Raw genomic sequence first — 18207 nt, forward strand, 5'->3', positions numbered from 1 at the left:
GCACGCACGCACGCCCGCCCGCGGCAGGTGCGCGCCTCACGTACCCTCGTCGCCGCCCGCCACCGGGACCGGCGGCCGCTCGTGCTCGTCTGGCACCGGCTCCCGTCGGCGGCGCACGCGGCCGACCAGATCGTCGACGAGCGCGTATACCGCGGGGATCACGAACAACGTCAGAAACGTCGAGGTGGTCAGCCCGCCCAGCACGGCCATCCCCAGCGGCCGGCGCCACTCGGCCCCGCTCGTGCCCAGCCCCAGCGCCACGGGCAGCCCGCCCAGGATCGTCGTGACCGAGGTCATGAGGATCGGCCGCAGGCGCGTCGCGCCGGCCTCCAGCAGGGCATCGCGCCGGGGCAGGCCGCGCGCCCGCAGCCGGTTGGTGTAGTCCACCAGGATGATGGCGTTGTTGACCACGATGCCGGTGAGCATGATGATGCCCAGCAGCGACATGATGCTCACCCGGATGCCGGTAGCCGCCAGCAGCGGGAAGACCCCCACCGCGGCCAGCGGCAGCGTGAACAGGATCACGAAGGGGTGCAGCAACGACTCGAACTGCGCCGCCATCACCATGTAGACGAAGACGATCGCCAGCGCCAGCGAGAGCAGCAGGTCGCGGAACGACTCGGCCTGGAACTGCGCCTCGCCGGCGAAGTTGACGGCGAAGCCCGGGGGCAGCGCCAGGGCCGCGGTCTGGCGGGCGATATCGTTCACCACCGCGCCCAGCGGGCGGCCGGTCAGGTCGGCGGTGACGAGCGCCATGCGCACCCGGTTCTTGCGCATGATCGACGCCGGCCCCCGCGCCTCGCGCACGGCGGCCACGTCGCGCAGGCGGATCGGCGTGCCGTCGGGCGCCACGCCCACGGCCAGTTCGCCCAGGCGCGCGGCGGCGGCGCGGTCCTCCGGGCGGGCGCGCACGGTGATGTCCACCTCGTCGCCGCCCACCCGGTAGCGCGTGACCGCGGCGCCCTCGACGGCGGTGCGGATCGCGCTGCCCACCAGCGCCGCGTTCAGCCCCAGCCGCGCGGCGCGCTCGCGGTCGAGGACCACCTGGAGCTCGCCTTTGCCAGGAGCCAGGGTGTTGTCCACGTTGATGGTGCCGGGCGTGGCACGCACGATCTGCTCGACGCGCGCGGCCAGTGCCGCCAGCTGCGTCCCATCGGGCCCCACCACCTCGACCTGGATCGGGGCCTGGCCGCCCATCTCGCCGCCCGGTGACACCTTGACCTTGGCCGCGGGCAGATCCCGCAGCCGGCTGCGGACGTCGTCCATGACCTCCTGCAGCGAGCGCTGACGCCGGCTGCGGTCGACGAGGCTCACGAACACCTCGCCGATCTGGGCGCCGGGCGTCTGGAACCCGAAGCCCGCCTGCTGCCCGCCCACCAGCGTGAAGAAGGTCTCGACCTCGGGCACCGTGGCCAGCACGGCCTCGACGCGCCGCACGGCGCGGTCGGCCAGGGCCAGCGACGAGCCCATCGGCATCTCGATCCGCACCCGGAACTCGCCGGTGTCAGCGGTCGGGAAGAACTCCTTGCCCACCAGTGGCGATGCCAGGAGCGCCAGGCTCGCCACGAAGGCGGCTGCCGCCGCGCCCAGGGTCAGCCCGCGGTGGCGCAGCACCCAGGCGAGCCCGCCGCGGTAGCGGGTCGCCAGGTTTGCGTAGGCCGCATCCCACCGGTCGAAGAGCCGCGCCGGGCGGCCGCGGGACCGCGCGGGGGGCCGCAACCACCGGGCCGAGAGCATCGGGGTCAGCGTGAACGCCATGAACAGCGACAGGAGGTTGGCAAAGACCACCGTTAGCCCGAACTGCCGGAAGAACTGCCCGACGATGCCCCGCGTGAACGCGATGGGCACGAAGACCGCCACGTTGGTCATGGCGCTGGCCATGACTGCCGCCTCGATCTCCCCGGCGCCGACCCGCGCCGCCTCGGTCGGCGTCGGCGCCAGCGCCAGGTGCCGGTTGATGTTCTCGGTCACGACGATGGCGTTGTCCACCAGCACGCCCACCGAGACCGCCAGCCCCAGCAGCGACATGATGTTGAGCGTGAACCCCGAGAAGAACATGGGCAGGTACGTGGCCACCACGGCGGTGGGCATGGCCAGGGCGATGATCAGGGTGCTGCGGGCGTTGTGGAGGAACAGGAAGACCACCACGGCCACCAGCACGGCGCCCAGGGCCAGGTTGCTCTGCACATCGGCGACCGACGAGCGGACGAACTGCGACTGGTCCTGCGCCACCCCGAAGGTCACGTCGCCGGGCAGCCCGCGGCGCAGCTCGGCCAGCGCCTTGCGCACGCCATCGGCCACCGCCACGGTGTTGGCCCCCGCCTGCTTCTGGATGCTGATCCCGACGCTGTCGCGGCCGTTCAGGCGGGTGAACTGCTCCGGATCCTTGGTCACGTCGCGCACGGTGGCCACCTCCCCCAGCCGCACCGTGGTGCCGTCGCGACGCAGGATGCGCAGGGCGGCGATCTCGTCGAGGCTGGCCACCTGCCCGGTGAGGCGCACCAGGACCTCCCGGGGCCCTTCGGTGATCTTGCCGCCGGGCACGTTGAGGTTCTCGGCCCGCAGGGTGTCCTCGACCTGGGCCAGGGTCAGCCCGTAGGCCCGCAGGCGGTCCAGGTCCACCTCGACCCGGACCTCGCGCACCAGCCCGCCGGTCACGCTCACGGCCGCCACGCCCGGGACGCGCTCCAGGCGCGGCTTCACCACCTCGTCGGCCAGCCGGCGCAGCTCACGGGACGAGCGCGCACCGCCCATGCCCAGGTTCATCACCGGTTGCGCGCCGATGTCGAGCTTCTGGACGATGGGTTGCTGGACGTCGCGGGGGAAGCGGGCCCGGGCGATCTCGACGCGCTGCCGCACGTCGGCGGTGGCCGCGTCGAGGTCGGTGCCGAGTTCGAACTGCACGCCGACGATGGTGGTGCCTTCGCTGGCCAGCGTGCGCACCTCGCGCACGTTGGCCAGGCTCGACAGCTGCTCCTCCAGTGGCTTGGCGACCAGCTGCTCGATCTCCTCGGGGCCCGCGCCGGGGTAGACGACCGTCACCGTGACGTAGGGGAACTGCACGTTGGGGAACAGCTCCACGGGCAGGCGCGTGTAGGACACCAGCCCCAGGACCATCAGGGCGCTGGTGAGCATCAGCGTGAAGACCGGCCGGCGGACGGCAAGTGCCGACAGCGACATGGCCTGCTGCTCCTCTCCCCGTGGCTACCGCTGCACCACGCGCACGCGGGTGCCGTCGGGCAACGCCTCGGGCCCCAGCACGACCACTTGCTCGCCGGGTGCCACCCCGTCGCGGACCTCGATCCGGTCGGCCTGCACGAGCCCCAGCACCACCGGACGCACCTCGACCCGGTCGCCCGCGACCACGCGCACCACGGGCCGCCCGTCGACGACCACGGCGGTCCTGGGCACCAGTACCGCGCGCTCCCGCCGCTCGACCACGATCTCACCCCTGGCGAACGTCCCCGGGGGCGCGTCCACGGCTCCGTGCAGCCGCAGTCGGACCGTCGCCGTGCGCGTCGTCGGGTCGGCGGCCGGAGAGATCACGCGGACCACCGCTGGCACCGGCGTTCCCCGGGCGGCCTCCAGACGCAGCACCGCCGGCTGGCCCGGGGCCAGCAGCGGCAGGTCGCGTTCCCCGACCTTCACCTCCACCTCCAGCTGCCGGTCGTCGTAGACGATGGCCACGAAGCCCGCCCGGCCGGCGAAGTCGCCCGACACCAGGTAGTCGCCGACACTCGCGGTGAGCTGCGACACCCGGCCGGGAAACGGCGCCCGGATGACCATGTTGGCCAGCCGCTGCCGGGCGAAGGCCAGCGCGGCCTGCGCCTGCGCCACCTGGGCGCGCGCCGCGCGGATCTCCTCCTCGCGTGGCCCCTCCTCGACGATCGCCCGCTGCTGGCGCGCGGAGTCGAGGGCAGTGCGCGCGGCGTCGAGCTGGGCCTGCGCGGTGCGCACCCGCGCCCGCGCCTCCTCGGCCTGCAGCCGCGCCTGGTCCACCTGCACCTGGGCCACGGCACCGTCCCGGTAGAGTTGCTCCTGGCGGCGCAGGGTGTCTTCGGCAAGGCGCGCGGCGGCCTGGGCCAGGGCGAGTTGGGTCTCGGCCATACGCACCTGTTCCTCCGCCTGGGTGACGGCGTTGCTGGCGACCTGCTTCTCCTGCGGCCGCGGCCCCGCCAGGAGGGCAGCCAGCCGGGCCTGGGCTGCGGCGACCGCGGCCTCCGCCTGGGCGACCTCGGCTCGCTGATCGGCGGCGTCCAGCGCGACCAGCGGCTGCCCGGCGGCCACCCGCGCACCATCCTGCACGTACACCCGGACCACGCGACCGCTGGCCTTGGGGAAGACTTCGGCCAGCCGCGCGGACGTAACCGTCCCCGTGACCTCGACGGTCCGGGCCACAGGGCCCACCGCCGCGGGGGCCACCTCCACCGGCACCGCAGCCGGCTCGGCCACGACGGGCGCGACTGCCGGCTGGCGGCCCCGCAGCGCGATCAGCCCGACGACAGCACCCACGAGCACCACCACGATCCACCAGCGACGCATCGACGTCGTCCCTCCTCACCTCGCTTGAGGCCGACCGGCGAGACCGCGCGGTACTTGAGCGCGCTCACGCATCGCCGTCCCGCCTCCTCGCCTCCCCTGGACGCCCTGCCCGCAACGGCCGGCGCGCCGGCGGGAACCCGCCGGGCTAACCGCGGGGCAGCAGCCCGTGCAGCAGCAGGTCGACGATGTGCGCCCGTCGCGCTGCCAGGAACGACGGCGTCCGCGGATCGAGTCCCAGGGAGCGTGCCAGCGCATCCGCGTGAGCGTAGGGGAACCAGCACATGCCCATCACGCTCAGCAGCAGGTGTACCGGATCTGCCGGACGAAGCGCACCGCGCGCGAGTTCCTCCTGGGTCAGGGCCAGCGCGTCCCGCAGGCCACCGATGTGCGCGGGCGAGGTGCCGAGGAACCGGGCCCCAGACAGCGTCTCCCATTCGATCAGGCGCACGAACGTCGGCCGGGCTGCCAGGAACTCCAGGTAGCTGGCGATGCCCTCCCCCAGCAGCGCCTCGGGCCCGCCACCTGCAGCCGCTGCCCGCGCCCGCGCCCGGGTCAGGACCTCGCGGGCGGCGCCGAGCGCGCGTTCCAGCACCGCGCGGTAGAGCCGTTCCTTGGAGCCGAAGAAGTAGCCCGGCGTCCCGCGCGAAACCCCGGCGGCACGCCCGATCTCGCCCAGGCTGGTCGCTTCGTACCCCTTCTGTGCGAACAGGCGCTCCGCCGCGTTGAGGATGGCCTCGCGCGTGGCTGCCGGATTCCGCCTGCGCCCCGTTGGCCGAGACCCCGTATGGACGACCGACATCGTTTGCTCCTGGGAGGCTCTGCACCAGAGGGCCTGCACGGCACGCCCGCACAGAGCCCTCGCGGTTTCCACAGCGTCATAACTTGCTAAACGTCTAGTAAGTTACATCCTCAAGGCGCGAGCGTCAAGGGCCACGCGCTCGGCACGCACGCTCGGCACGCACGCTCGGCACCCCCGTACTTCCCATGCACACTCGGCGTGCGCGCCCGCCACTCCCGAGGTAAGAGGCGGCAAGACGGAGACGGTCCGTCGGCTGTAGCGGGCGGGGAGTGGATCACCCTATGTGCCGACCATGCACGACGTGAGAGGCGGGCAGGGCGGAGATTTCGCCAGCGTCGGGGGAGCTCAGCCCGAGAGCTTACGGCGGCGGATGTCGTCCTCGATCGCGGCGCGCAGGCGAAAGTGCACCGCCGCGGCGAGCTCACGCGCCGACCCGCCTGGCGCATCGGCGGCGGTGAAGCGGAGCACCGGCCATCCCCGCGCGACGATCGACCATCCTCCCGGCGATTCGCGCAGCAGGACCTCGTACGGCTCCAGGTCCTGGTCGAACAGCCGGTCGAGCAGGTCGGCCGCCTCGCGGACCCGCGCCACCTCCGGCAGCCGCACGATCGACCGGTCGTTGACGAACAGTTCGGCGTAGGTCACCCCGCCCTCGCTCGTCTCCTTCACCGTGAGGGCCAGGTAGTTGGCGGCCAGCCGGCGGTTGATCGGAATCCCCCGGGCGCGGAGTTCGGCCTCGATGTAGCGGATGCGTTCCTCGACGGTGGGGTGCTCGGCGAAGGCGCCCAGCGAGGGCCTGGGGCTCAGCTGCTCGAGCCGGCGGAGCCGCTCCATCACCGTGAGCACTCCCACGGGGGTGTAGGACGTCCGGGTCAGGTACGCGATCGACGCCAGATCGGCGTCGCGCTCGAGGTCGCGGGTGTAGCCCGCCAGCAAGCCGGTCGCCACCACCTGGGCGCCGGCACCCAGGGCTGGATCGCCGGTGAACACCGCCACCAGGATGGTCACGAAGGCCGCGCGGTTGGCCCGGCGCATCATCTCCAGCCCGTGCCCCCGCGCCGCATGGGCGACCTCGTGGGCGATGACCGCCGCCAGCTCGTGGTCGGTCCGGACGAACTGCAGCAGGCCGGTGGTGACGTAAACGAAGCCACCGGGCAGCGCCACCGCGTTGACCTGTGGCGACTGGACGGCCTTGAACGTGTAGGGCAGACGCGGACGTTCGGTATGGGGCGTGATGGCGCGGCCGATGCGGGTCAGCCGCTCCACCACCGTCTGGTCGGTGACGACCGCAAACCGGCTCTCGAGCGCCGCGGCGCCCTGGCGGCCGATGCGGACCTCGTAGTCGTCGGCGGACGCGCCGCCCGCGGCAGACGGCCACGCGGCTGGCAGCATCAGGGCGGCGAGCAACACGACGCAGAGGCGTCGCAGGGCCCTCCCGCTTCGTCTCCGATGGCCGGATCGCAACCCGGCGGCACCGGCGGCGCGCGGAGTTGTGCACCCCATCGCGAGCACTCACTCCCGCACGGCCGGCCGCCCCAGCCCGAACGCCACACGGGCGTTGGCGCTGGTGAGCTCGGCCACCGTGCCGGGGGCCACGTCCCGCGCGCGGGCGACCGCCTGCGCGATGAGCGGCAGGTACGCTGGTTCGTTGCGCCGCCCCCGGTGCGGCTCCGGGGGCAGGTAGGGCGCATCGGTCTCCAGCAGCAGGCGGTCGGGCGGCACGTACCGGGCCACCTCCACCGCCCGCCGCGCGTTCCGGTACGTCACCGGCCCGCCCAGCCCGAGGTAGTAGCCGCGGTCCAGACAGACGCGCGCCACCTCGAGCGACCCCGAGAAGCAGTGCATGATCACGCATAGGTCCGGGTAGGCCGCCAGCACGTCCAGCGCGTCGGCGTACGCCTCGCGGCAGTGGACGATGACGGGCAGGCTGTGCTGACGGGCGAGGTCCAGGTGTGCGCGCAGCGCGCCAAGCTGCGCGTCCCGCGGCGCGAAGTCACGGTACCAGTCGAGCCCGGTCTCGCCTATGGCGACGACCTTGGGGTGCCGCGCCAGGTCCGCCAGCGCCGCCAGCGCCTCGGGCGTGGCCTCCGCGGCGTCGTGGGGGTGAATGGCCACCGCCGCGTAGATGTCGCCGTGCTGGGCGGCCAGGGCTACAGCGCGACGGCTGGAGGCGACGGAGGTGCCCACGCTGACGAACCCCCGGACCCCGGCGCCGCGCGCCCGCGCCAGCACCGCGTCGAGATCCGGCGCGAACGCGGCGTCGTCGAGGTGCACGTGGGTATCGACGAGATCGAGGGTCACCGTTTCAGTCTACCAGATCGGACGGCCTCAGGCCGGGGGCGTTCCGGCTACCGCAGGGGTGAAGTCCGCCCGCCGAGCCATGGCCGGTTGGTGGCCGTTAGGTGACCCGTGCGCCCTTGGGCGCCCGGGTGTCCACGCCCACGAGCGCGACCTCGTCGTCCCCCCAGGTGGCCGCCAGCAACATGCCGCGCGACTCCACGCCACGGACGCGACGCGGCTGGAGGTTGGCGACGACGACGATCTTGCGGCCGAGCAGGTCGGCGGGCGCGTACTGCGCCGCCACGCCCGCCACGATCGTGCGCACCTCGTCGCCCAGATCGACAGTGAGCCGGAGGAGCTTGTCGGTGCCCGGCACGCGCTCGGCGGCGGTCACCTCTGCGACCCGCAGGTCGATGCGGCGGAACTCCTCGATGCTGATCTCGGGCATCCCACGTCCTCCTTCGTCCGGCAGGGCCACATGGCGGCCAGACGGCTCGCCTCCGGTGCCCGGGCTGCGACCGGGGGTCCTGCCCTCGGCGGGGCGGCCGGCCTCCGCGCCAGGCAGTGCTGCGCCTGGCCGCGCGGCGCCGTCTGGCACCGTCCCGCCGCGCCGGGGCGGACGGGCGGCGTCTGCGGGTACGGACGTCGTGGCAGCCGCCGCGGACCCGCGCACGTCGATCCGCGGGAACACCGGCGCACCCGGCGCCACGGGCCGGCCCGCCTCCAGCCCGCCCCAACGGCGCGCGTCGTCCAGGCGTTGGGCCTCCAGCGACGCCGCCACGCCCAGCTGACGCCAGACCCGCTGCGTGGCCACCGGCAGGACCGGGTGCAGCAGGATGGTCACGACGCGCACCGCCTCCAGCGTGTTGTAGAGGATGGCACCCGCACGCACGGCTCGCCCCTGCCGGATGGCCGCCCACGGGGCCTCCTCGTCCAGGTACTTGTTGGCCGCTGCCAGCAGCCGCCAGACGTCGGCGAGCGCCAGCGAGAGGTTGGCCCGCGCCACGTGCCCGGGCACGGCGTCGACCACGGCCCGGGCCAGCGCCCGCAGCGCGCCGTCGCCGCCCTCCTCGGCACCGGGGGCGGGCAGGCGGCCGTCGAAGTGCCGCGTCACCAGGGCAAGGGTCCGGTGCAGCAGGTTGCCGTAGTCGTTGGCCAGGTCGGCGTTGAACCGCTGGATCAGGCCGGCCCGGTTGTAGTCGCCGTCCTCGCCGAACGGGATCTCGCGCAGCAGGAAGTAGCGCAGGGCGTCGGCGGCCACTGCCGTGTCGGTGCCAGCGCGCGCCGCCAGCTCGCGGATGGCGTCGGCGGGGTCCACGACGTTGCCCAGCGTCTTGCTCATCTTCTGCCCCTCGACGGTGAGGAAGCCGTGCACCAGCACCTGACGGGGCGGCTCCAGGCCCGCCGACAGCAGCATGGCCGGCCACAGCAGCGAGTGGAACCGGTTGATGTCCTTCCCGATGAGGTGGTGCGCCGGCCACCACTGGCGGAAGCGCGCCTCGTCGCCGCCGAAGCCGATGGCCGAGATGTAGTTGGTGAGCGCGTCGAACCACACGTAGACGACGTGCCCGGGGTCGCCGGGGACGGAGATGCCCCAGGCGAGCTTCTCCACCGGCCGCGAGACGGAGATGTCCTCGAGGGTGTCGATGAGGTGCAGCATCTCGGCGTGGCGAGCGGCGGGGACGACGAAGTCGGGCCGGTCCTCGAACAGGCGGCGCAGCTGCGGTCGATACTTGGACAGGCGGAAAAAGTAGTTCTCCTCTTCGATCACCACCGGCTCGGTGCCGTGGTCGGGACAGCGGCCGTCCACCAGGTCGCTGAGGGTGACGAAGGCCTCGTGCCCCACGCAGTAGAGCGCGCGGTAGTTCTTCTTGTACAGGTCGCCGGCGGCCGCCACGCGGGCCCAGAGCGCGCGCACGCCGGCCGCGTGGCGCGCCTCGGTGGTGCGGATGAAGTCGTCGCACGAGAGGTGCAGCAGGTCGATGAGCGCCCGGAAGCGGGCGGCGTTGGCGTCGACGAACGCACGCACGTCCTGACCCGCGGCCTGGGCCGAGGTGACGTTCTTCTGCCCGTGCTCGTCGGTGCCGGTCAGGAAGAAGACCCGCCGGCCGAACAGGCGGTGGTACCGGGCCAGGGCGTCGGCCACGATCTTCTCGTACGCGTGCCCGATGTGCGGGCTGGCGTTGACGTAGTCGATGGCCGTGGTGATGTAGAACGCGTCCATGCTCGGTCCTCCTCGCGGGTCGGACCACCGGGCTCCGCCAGCCCCCGCCCGCCTCAGCGCGCCCGGCGCCCTACGCGCCGGCGCCCACCGCCTCCCGGGCCAGCCGCGCACCCTCCACCAGGTTGCGTAGCTTGGCGAAGGCCACGTCCCAGGTGCGCGTACGCAGGCCGCAGTCGGGATTCGCCCAGAGCCGTTCCGGACCCAGCACGCGGGCGGCCTCCAGCAACCGGTCCCGGATCTCCTCGGGTGTCTCGATCACGTCCGAGTGCACGTCGAGCACGCCCAGGCCCAACTCGCGCGTGTCGCCGTAGTCCTTGAAGATCGAAACGATGTTGTAGTCGCCGGTGTTCTTGAACTCCAGCGCCAGGTGGTCCACCCGCATCCCGAGGATGTGGGGGTAGAGCAGCCGGTAGTCGCTGTAGCAGACGTGGATGCTGAGCTTGGCCGGGACGTCGCGCACGGCCTCGTTGAAGGCCTCGACCAGGATCGGCACCTCGTCGGCGTGGGTGGTGGCTGCCGGCTCGTCCACCTGGATCCAGTCGGCGCCCGCCGCGGCCAGCGCCCGCAGCGTCGGGTTCACGACCTCCCGCGCCAGGTCCAGCGTGAGGGCGCGCTTGGCTTCCCACGCACGACGCTTGAGGTCGCGGGTCCCGCCGCCCTGGGCCTGCAGGTAGTACTCGTTGAACGACCAGTCGGCCAGGGTGTAGGGACCGGTGACCGGGACCTTCACGGGGCGGCGCGCCACCGCCTTCACGAACCGCAGCTCGTCCACGTGGAAGGGCGCGGTCAGGCGCACCCGGTCCACCACGGCGGCCTTGCGGTAGTACTTGTTGTCGAACGACCGCACGTGGCCGTAGAAGCGGAACCCGTGGATGCGCCGCGCCGCGTACTCGTACATCTCCACGCGGCGGGCCTCGCCGTCGTACACCACGTCGAGCCCGGCCGCCTCCAGGAAGCGCACGGCGAACAGCGCGGCCCAGTCGCGCACGCGTTCGCGGTCGGGCGCCGGCGAGCGCAGTAGCGCCTTGAGGTCGTCGACGCCCTCGATGCCCAGCACCCGTGCCCACCGGTCGATCTCCGCCAGGTCGGCGTCGGTCGCGGGCTGCCCGCGGGTCGCCCGGACCAGCCACCCGGGCTTGGCCAGGCTGCCGATCTCCTGGGTCGGAAACAGCTTGGTCGCCACCGCCGTCACCTCCCGCGGGCCCGCAGCGCCGCCGCGGCCTCCCCCAACCGGCGCGTCTTGGCCACCGCCACGTCCCAGGGCAGGAACTCCAGGTCGCAGTTGGGCACCAGGGCCACGTCGTCGGCGTCCACCGCCCGCCACAGCCCCACCGCCTGGTCCACCAGCAGGTCCACGTCCTCCAGCAGGGAGTTGCGCCCGTCCAGCGCGCCGGCCAGCACGGTCTTGCCGCGCGCGACCGGACGGCCACCGTCGGCGTCCCAGGCGTAGAGGTCCACGCCGACCTCGTCCACCGGGAACCGCACGAGCTCGTCCAGCAACGCCGCGGCGTCGCCGAAGAAGGTGTGCAGCGCGGTGCGCGCGCCCAGCCCGTCTGTGACCGGCTCCAGCGCCCCCCGCGCGCGTTGGACGTCCGCGCGCGTCGCGCGGGTCACCAGCACCGGATCGCTGAACTGCACGTAGACGCAGCCCGCCGCGACCAGCGCACGCGCCTCGGCCCGCACCACGGCGCTGCAGTCGGCCAGCACCTGCTCGAAGGAACGGCCCGACTGGTTGTCGGCCAGAGCAGCCAGGGTAAACGGCGACGGCAGCACGGCCTTCCACCGCAACCCCGCCAGGGCCGGCAGGTTGAGGACCGCCAGGACCGCGCGCCCGGTCGGCTCCAGGGGCCCCGTGATCACCGGGCGCCGGTAGAACGTGTTGTTGTCGAACCACCGCGCGATGCCGCCCGGCGCCATACCCGGCGTGCCGCTGGCGATCGGCCGCAGCAGGTCCTGCCAGCGCAGCAGGCCGTCCAGCACGTAGTCGAGCCCGGCCTCCTGCTGCAGCGCGATCACGGCCCGCTCGTCGGCGGCCACCGCTGCCGCCAGCTCGTCGGGCGTGGCCCGGCCGCGGTCGACCGCGCGGCTCAGTTCGACCACGCGCTCCGAGCGCGGGAAGATGCCCACGAGATGCGCTGCCGGCATGCTCTCCTCCCTGTCCTGCCCTGTCCTGCTCCATGTCGTTGCCTGTCGCCCCCGCCCGTGGGCCCGGCAAACAAACACCCTCCCGCCCGAACTGGACGGAAGGGCTCCGTGGTACCACCAGGATGCGCGCCGGCCTCGCGGCAGACGCCTCGATGGGTGGTCATCGACCACCCGTGCCCGGTCTCGGGGGCACGCCGTTCGGACTACAGGCGTCGTGCGTTCGCCCGAAGGCTCGGAAGCCATGTTCGGCGACGTCCCGCCACCGGCTCACACCCGTCCCGGCTCGCTCCGGCCGGCCCGCCGCCTACTCCCGCTCCGTCATCGCCGTCACGATATCGGACTGGCCTCATTCTAGGGACGCGGGTCAGCGCGTGTCAACGACGCGTGCGCGTCGCGACGAACACCGCCGCCTCCGCGTCCATCGTGTAGGGCTCCCCGTCCAGACTGCCATACACGGCCACCCGCTCGAACCCCGCCGCCTCCAGCATCCGCCGCACCTCGACCACCGTGAAGGCCCGGATCGAGTGGGCCCAGGTCTCCCGCCGGCCATCGGGGAAGATGACGGTGTTGGTCCAGTTCAGCCGCCCGCCCAGGGCGTCGAACGACCAGTCCTCGATCTCGATGATCCCGTCGGCGCGGCGGTCGACCACGACGGGCTGGAAGGTGCGCAGCTCGTACTCGCGGTTCCAGAAGTCGATGAGCAGCCGGCCACCGGGGCCCAGGGTCCGGGCGATGCCGTCGAGCATCGCCTGGTGCTCCTCGTCGGTGGCGAAGTAGCCGAACGACAGGAACATGTTGATGGCGGAATCGAACGGCCCGCGCACCGGGAGCGCGCGCGCGTCCCCGACGACGAAGCGCGCTGGCGCGTCCGCCTCGACCGCCCGGCGCCGGGCACGCGCGATCTGCACCGGCGAGACGTCGACGCCGGTGACGGCGAACCCGCGCCGTGCCAGCTCCACGGCGTGCCGGCCGTAGCCGCAGCAGACATCCAGGATGCGGGCCGGGGGCCGCAGCGGCTCGCCCTCGCCCAGCAGCCGGAGGACCTGGTCCACCTGGCGGCGCGCGCGCTCGACGTCACCGCGCTCGTAGAGCTCGAGGAACGCAGGGCGGTCGAAGACGTCGCGCCACCAGTCGCGGGGGCGGGTCATGGCCGTGCGTCGTCCGACGGAGGCCGGAGCACGTCGCTATCGTCCGCAGGCCGCAGGGACGCCAGGTACTCGGCGACCACGCGGCGCGCCTCGTCTTCGTCCTCGGCGCGCACCAGGACCTCGGCCCAGATGCCCGCCTGATCGCCCCGCATGGTCGGCACCTCGTACCCCGGAATGCGCCGCGACCGCACCATCGCCTGCAGGCCGGCGGCTCGCAGGGCATCGCGCACGGCGACCGCTTCGAACTCGCCGGTGGCCCCGTGCACGCTCACGAGATCCCGTGGCGGTCGCCACAGGCCGGCGGGGCCGGCAGGCACGGCACGCACGAGCCGCTGGCACCAGGCGAGGACGGTCCGGAGCACGCCGTGCGCGTGGCGCGTGTCACTCACCTCGCCCCGAGGCCTCTGGCAAAGCCCCGCGCTGTTCTGCCGGCCCTTTCTCTTGAAACAGCAGGGTCCGCGTGACGCTCGCGTTCCATGGCAAAGCCCTGCGCTCCTCGTGCTGACCCTATTTCTCCGGCGTTCTCCCGGCCTCGGGCTACCCCTCAGGCGCCCCCGGGTCGCCATCGGTCTGTGCCGCCAGACGGTACGCCGCACGCGCCGGCAGGCGGTAGGCCACGGCAGCCGCCCGTGCGGCGTCCCGGCGCGAGAGCCCGGCCTCCCGCAGACGCCGGATGAACTCTGTGGGGGACATCGTCGCATCTACGCCCCTCACATCAGGCCCTGCCACGCCGCCCCCTACCGACACGCCTCCCAGATCGCCCGGGCCTTCCCCGCTGGTCTCCGTGCTCCCCGGCGCGCACCCCTCCGCCGTGACGCGCGTCGCCGCGTCGGCGGCCAGACGACGGCGCTGGGCCGGCGCGCCGGCCACGACCAGCGTGATCTCGCCCCGCACGCGCGCCGGAAGCCGGGCGAGGAGTTCCTCCGCGGTGCCGCGCAGCACCTCCTCGTGGACCTTGGTCAGCTCCCGCGCCAGCAGCAGGCGGCGCGCGCCCAGCACCGCGGCCAGGTCGCGCAGCGTGGCGTGCACGCGGTGGGGTGCCTCGAAGATCACCAGCGCCATCGGCAGGGATGCCAGGGCCGCCAGCGCGCGTCGACGCTCGGCGGCGCGCGACGGCAGGAAGCCCACGAACGCGAATCGCTCCACCGGGAAGTCGGCCAGGGCCACGGCAGCCGTCACCGCGCTCGGCCCGGGGACGGCCACCACGGGCAGGCCCTCGGCCGCCGCCGCAGCCACCAGGCGCGCCCCGGGGTCGGCGATCGTCGGCATGCCCGCGTCGGAGACCACCGCGACGTCGGCGCCCTGCCGCAGCGCCGCCAGCAGCTGGGGGATGCGCGCGCGCTCGTTGTGCTCGTGCAGGCTGACCAGCCGTGCGGCGATGCCCAGGTGCGCCAGCAGCCCGCGGGTGCGACGGGTATCCTCGCAGGCGATCAGCGCGGCTTCGCGGAGCACGCGGGCCGCGCGCGGGGTCAGGTCCTCCAGGTTGCCAATGGGGGTGGCGACCAGGTAGAGCGTCCCGGGCATGAGGCTACGCGCCGGCGGCGCCCAGCGCCGCCGCCACCGCCTCCTCCGCCGTGCGGACGCGCAGCACCGGCGCGGCCTGCCCGGCGATGCTGGCCTCCCAGGTGCGCAGCCCCACCACACGCCGGCCCGCCCGCAGGGCGTGCCCGATCTCCGACAGCGTGCCCGCGCCGCCACCGATGGCGATCACGGCCCGGGCCGACAGCACGATGATCACGTTGCGCATCTGGCCGCTGCCGGTGGCGATGGCCACGTCCACGAACGGGTTGGCCTCGCGCGGATCGTCGCCGGGCAGCACGCCGATGGTGAGGCCGCCGGCGGCGCGCGCCCCGCGACAGGCGGCCTCCATCACGCCGCCCAACCCGCCGCAGATCAGCCCGCAGCCGGCCTGGGCGATCCGCCGCCCCACCTCCTCGGCCAGGACCCCGTGCGCGGGGTCGGCGAGGCGGCTCTCCCCGATGACGGCAATCAGCGTTCGCATCCTACTGCATCAGCGGCGGGCGTCCCGCGGCGGCCGCGCTTGCAGTGGGCGGAACCGGCCTCCGCCTCCCACCGCAGCCGCGGCCACATCGGGCGACACCGGCGCCGGCCTCCACCGTACCACCAGCCGCATCTCACGGACGGGGCGTGGCGGCGGCCGGCGCGGGCGCCAGCAGGCCGTCCAGCACGAGCAGGGCGGCGCGCTTGTCGAGCGGTTCGTTGAGGTTGCCGCACTTGGGCGACTGGATGCACGCGGGACACCCGCCGGCGCAGGGGCACGCCTCGATCACCTCGCGGGTCGCGGCCATCAGCGCGTCGATCAGCCGGTAGCCGCGCTCGGTGATGCCCACCCCGCCGGGGTGCCCGTCGTAGATGAAGATCGCCGCACCGCCCACCTGCGGGTGGTGCGGGTAGGACACGCCGCCGAGGTCCCACCGGTCGCACATGGCGAACAGCGGCAGCACCCCGATCGCCGCGTGCTCGACGGCGTGGATGGCGCCGGCGACGTCGCCCCCCGTGTCGCGCACCCGGTGTTCGAGGTCCTCGGGGATCGGTATCCACAGCGCCGTCGTGGCCAGCGTCCGGGCAGGCAGGTCCAGCGGCACTACGTCGATGGTGGTATCGGTGAAGAGCTGCTTGCGCGCGAACCCGATGACCCGGGTCGTGACGTCCACGTCGCCGAAGTGCAGCATGGTGGGCCCCCAGGGCCGGGCCGCCCGCACGGCGCGGATCGTCAGGTCGATGGTGGTGCGCGGCTGGGTGTAGTAGTCGGCGGCTGCGGGCTCGACCTCCACGATGCGGGCCTCCAGGTCGAGCGCGCGCACCAGGTAGGTCTCTCCCTGATGGAGGTAGATCGCCCCGGGGTGCGTCTGCTCGAAGACGCGGGCTTCGTCCACGGTGCCGAGCGTCACCCGCCGCGGCCCCACGATGCGGAACGTGGCGCCCGAGGCCGTGCGGACGTCCACGTCCTGGGCCGGGTAGCGCTGGCGCCCCACGTAGTACCACCGCCCCCGCCGCGCCACCAGCTCGCCGGCCTCGACGAGCAGCGGGAGCAACTCGCGGGTGCGCTCGCCAAACAGCGCTGTATCGCCGTCGACCAGGGGCAGCTCGGCCGCGGCGCACCGGAGGTGGCGCGCCAGAACGTAGGGGTTTTGCGGGTCCACGATGGCCTGCTCGCACGGTCGCTCGAAGAGGTAGTCGGGATGGCGGACGAGGTACTGGTCGAGCGCGTCGTCCTGGGCGATCAGGACGGCCAGCGCCGGGGCGGTCCCCCGCCCCGCCCGCCCGGCGCGCTGCCAGGTCGACGCGATCGTGCCCGGGAAGCCCACCAGCAGCGCCGCGTCCAGGCCGCCTACGTCGATCCCCAGCTCCAGCGCGCTGGTCGCCACGACGCCCAGCAGCTCGCCGCTGAAGAGCCGGCGTTCGATCTGCCGGCGGTCCGCCGGCAGGTAGCCAGCCCGGTAGGGGCTGATCCGCGCGGCCACCTCCGGTGCCGTCTCCCGCAGCCGGCGGACGGCGTAGCGCGCGATGAGCTCGGTGACCTTGCGCGCCTTGGTGAAGGCGATGGTGCGCACCCCGCGCGCCACGAGCTCGCAGAACAGCGCCGTGGCCTCGCCGAGCGCGCTGCGCCGGCCCGCGCCGTCGACCAGCGGCGGGTTCCACAGCGCGAACCACCGCGGGCAGGTGGGCGCGCCGTCGGCGACGATGAGCGTCACCGGCACGCCCAGCAACCGTTCGGCGAACTCCTGGGCGTTGGCCACCGTCGCCGACGTGCAGATCACCCGCGGGTCGGCACCGTGGAACCGACAGACCCGGCGCAGGCGCCGGAGCACGTTGGCCACGTGCGAGCCGAAGACGCCGCGGTAGACGTGCATCTCGTCCACGACGACGAACCGCAGCCCTCGAAGGAAGCGCCGCCACCGGAAGTGTTGCGGGAGCATGCCCACGTGGAGCATGTCGGGGTTGGTCAGGACGATGCGGGCGCGGTCGCGGGCGGCCGCACGCTGCCGCGCGGGGGTGTCGCCGTCGTAGGTCGCCACCACCAGCTCGTCGAGGCCGAAGGCCCGCAGGCCATCCAGCTGGTCCTGGGCCAGCGCCTTGGTGGGGAAGAGGAAGAGGGCGCAGGCCGCAGGGTCGCCGAGCAGGGCCTCCAGGACCGGCAGCGTGTAGCACAGCGTTTTCCCGCTGGCGGTAGAGGTGACGACGGCCACGTGCTCGCCGCGCCGGGCGGCCTCGAGCGCCGCCACCTGGTGGGTGTACAGACGCTCGATGCCCTGCTGGCGCAGCCGTGCCGCGAGCGGCGGCGGCAGCGGCGGCGCCGGTTCGGCGAACCGCGCGGGCCGGGGTGGGAGGAACCGGGCATGGGCGATCTGCCCACGGTAGCCGGGCCGCGCGCGCAGTTCGTCGAGGAACGCTCCGAAGTCCACCGTGTTCAGTATAGCCGGCGCAGACGCCCGACGGTCCCCGAAGCGCCCCTCGGCCTGCCGTCGGCACCGGAGCCCCGCCGAGCCCACCGTGCTGTGGCCGCCTCCGGACTCCCGGTGCGGCGAGGGCGCCCGTCGGCCTGCGACGCTCTCCCGTGCCGGTGAGCGGGGACCTCCCCGTAACCCGCCGGCCGGGCGGCGATCTGTCGTCTGCCTCACGGTGGTCCCGGGACGGGTCCGCGTGGCGGTGCTGCGCAATGCCTTCGCGGAAGAGGCATGGTGAGACGAAGCTGGGGGTGAGCAGGAATTACCGGACCGGGTGATCAACTTGAATAACCAGCAGGGGACCGCCAGTCCCCGTTCCGGTCTCTGCAGGATTCCCGCGACCTCCTTTTTGGCAATACCCTCGAGGTCCCTGGCAACGGAGGCCTTGTACTCGATCTTATAAGCCAAGGCGCTTTCTCAATTCGGCACTCGAGATGACGGCATCGCCCCTGTCGCGGACTTGATCCAAGGCGATCTGATAATCGGCATACTCGGCGAGATACGCTTCCAGCTCCTTGCGGATCAGGAAGCTCTTGGGACGCTCCGTGATCCTGGCGAGTTCGTCCAAGGCCCTCACGAGATCCTCAGTTCCGCCTAACG

The 18207-nt window shown here is 73.3% G+C and carries 14 protein-coding genes; all 14 read right to left on the reverse strand.

Features of this window, described 5'->3' with window-relative positions:
• Positions 1–36 precede the first annotated feature (36 nt).
• Positions 37–3180 (reverse strand): efflux RND transporter permease subunit, encoded by a 3144-nt coding sequence (locus QN157_02315; protein MDR7554420.1) that lies wholly within the window; start codon positions 3178–3180, stop codon positions 37–39.
• A 24-nt stretch (positions 3181–3204) separates the two neighbouring features.
• Positions 3205–4542 (reverse strand): efflux RND transporter periplasmic adaptor subunit, encoded by a 1338-nt coding sequence (locus tag QN157_02320; GenBank protein ID MDR7554421.1) that lies wholly within the window; start codon positions 4540–4542, stop codon positions 3205–3207.
• Between the two features lie 145 nt (positions 4543–4687).
• Positions 4688–5341, reverse strand: a complete 654-nt coding sequence (locus QN157_02325; protein ID MDR7554422.1) for a TetR/AcrR family transcriptional regulator — start codon at positions 5339–5341, stop codon at positions 4688–4690.
• Between the two features lie 345 nt (positions 5342–5686).
• Complete coding sequence (locus QN157_02330; protein MDR7554423.1) at positions 5687–6751, reverse strand: M48 family metalloprotease; 1065 nt, start codon at positions 6749–6751, stop codon at positions 5687–5689.
• A 102-nt stretch (positions 6752–6853) separates the two neighbouring features.
• Positions 6854–7642 (reverse strand): TatD family hydrolase, encoded by a 789-nt coding sequence (locus tag QN157_02335; GenBank protein ID MDR7554424.1) that lies wholly within the window; start codon positions 7640–7642, stop codon positions 6854–6856.
• Positions 7643–7739: 97 nt separating this feature from the next.
• Complete coding sequence (gene metG / locus QN157_02340; protein MDR7554425.1) at positions 7740–9845, reverse strand: methionine--tRNA ligase; 2106 nt, start codon at positions 9843–9845, stop codon at positions 7740–7742.
• Between the two features lie 70 nt (positions 9846–9915).
• Positions 9916–11028 carry a hypothetical protein gene (locus tag QN157_02345; GenBank protein MDR7554426.1) on the reverse strand — a complete coding sequence of 371 codons (1113 nt, stop codon included), beginning with the start codon at positions 11026–11028 and terminating at the stop codon, positions 9916–9918.
• Between the two features lie 5 nt (positions 11029–11033).
• Positions 11034–11990, reverse strand: coding sequence for a hypothetical protein (locus tag QN157_02350; protein ID MDR7554427.1), 957 nt, complete (start codon positions 11988–11990; stop codon positions 11034–11036).
• A 374-nt stretch (positions 11991–12364) separates the two neighbouring features.
• Positions 12365–13138 (reverse strand): class I SAM-dependent methyltransferase, encoded by a 774-nt coding sequence (locus QN157_02355; GenBank protein MDR7554428.1) that lies wholly within the window; start codon positions 13136–13138, stop codon positions 12365–12367.
• Positions 13135–13527: a DUF2007 domain-containing protein gene (locus tag QN157_02360; GenBank protein ID MDR7554429.1), complete on the reverse strand. Its 393-nt coding sequence runs from the start codon at positions 13525–13527 to the stop codon at positions 13135–13137. Before QN157_02360 ends, QN157_02355 begins: the two co-directional genes overlap by 4 nt.
• Positions 13528–13675: 148 nt before the next feature.
• Positions 13676–14662 (reverse strand): 16S rRNA (cytidine(1402)-2'-O)-methyltransferase, encoded by a 987-nt coding sequence (rsmI, locus tag QN157_02365; protein MDR7554430.1) that lies wholly within the window; start codon positions 14660–14662, stop codon positions 13676–13678.
• Between the two features lie 4 nt (positions 14663–14666).
• The gene (locus QN157_02370) at positions 14667–15140 is read right to left on the reverse strand and encodes a TIGR00725 family protein (protein ID MDR7554431.1); all 474 of its coding nucleotides are present in this window, start codon (positions 15138–15140) and stop codon (positions 14667–14669) included.
• A 133-nt stretch (positions 15141–15273) separates the two neighbouring features.
• Complete coding sequence (locus QN157_02375; protein ID MDR7554432.1) at positions 15274–17565, reverse strand: DEAD/DEAH box helicase; 2292 nt, start codon at positions 17563–17565, stop codon at positions 15274–15276.
• A 439-nt stretch (positions 17566–18004) separates the two neighbouring features.
• Entirely contained in the window at positions 18005–18184 is a 180-nt protein-coding gene (locus QN157_02380) for a DNA-binding protein (protein ID MDR7554433.1), read from the reverse strand.
• Between the last annotated feature and the right edge of the window lie 23 nt (positions 18185–18207).

The organism is Armatimonadota bacterium (genome assembly GCA_031459855.1).
GTDB classification, from domain to species: domain Bacteria; phylum Sysuimicrobiota; class Sysuimicrobiia; order Sysuimicrobiales; family Humicultoraceae; genus Fervidifonticultor; species Fervidifonticultor primus.

Coding starts and splice junctions, on each gene's coding strand:
- QN157_02315 (MDR7554420.1), bottom strand. CDS start 3,180: ATGTCGCTGTCGGCACTTGCCGTCCGCCGGCCGGTCTTCACGCTGATG.
- QN157_02320 (MDR7554421.1), bottom strand. CDS start 4,542: ATGCGTCGCTGGTGGATCGTGGTGGTGCTCGTGGGTGCTGTCGTCGGG.
- QN157_02325 (MDR7554422.1), bottom strand. CDS start 5,341: ATGTCGGTCGTCCATACGGGGTCTCGGCCAACGGGGCGCAGGCGGAAT.
- metG (MDR7554425.1), bottom strand. CDS start 9,845: ATGGACGCGTTCTACATCACCACGGCCATCGACTACGTCAACGCCAGC.
- QN157_02350 (MDR7554427.1), bottom strand. CDS start 11,990: ATGCCGGCAGCGCATCTCGTGGGCATCTTCCCGCGCTCGGAGCGCGTG.
- QN157_02355 (MDR7554428.1), bottom strand. CDS start 13,138: ATGACCCGCCCCCGCGACTGGTGGCGCGACGTCTTCGACCGCCCTGCG.
- rsmI (MDR7554430.1), bottom strand. CDS start 14,662: ATGCCCGGGACGCTCTACCTGGTCGCCACCCCCATTGGCAACCTGGAG.
- QN157_02370 (MDR7554431.1), bottom strand. CDS start 15,140: ATGCGAACGCTGATTGCCGTCATCGGGGAGAGCCGCCTCGCCGACCCC.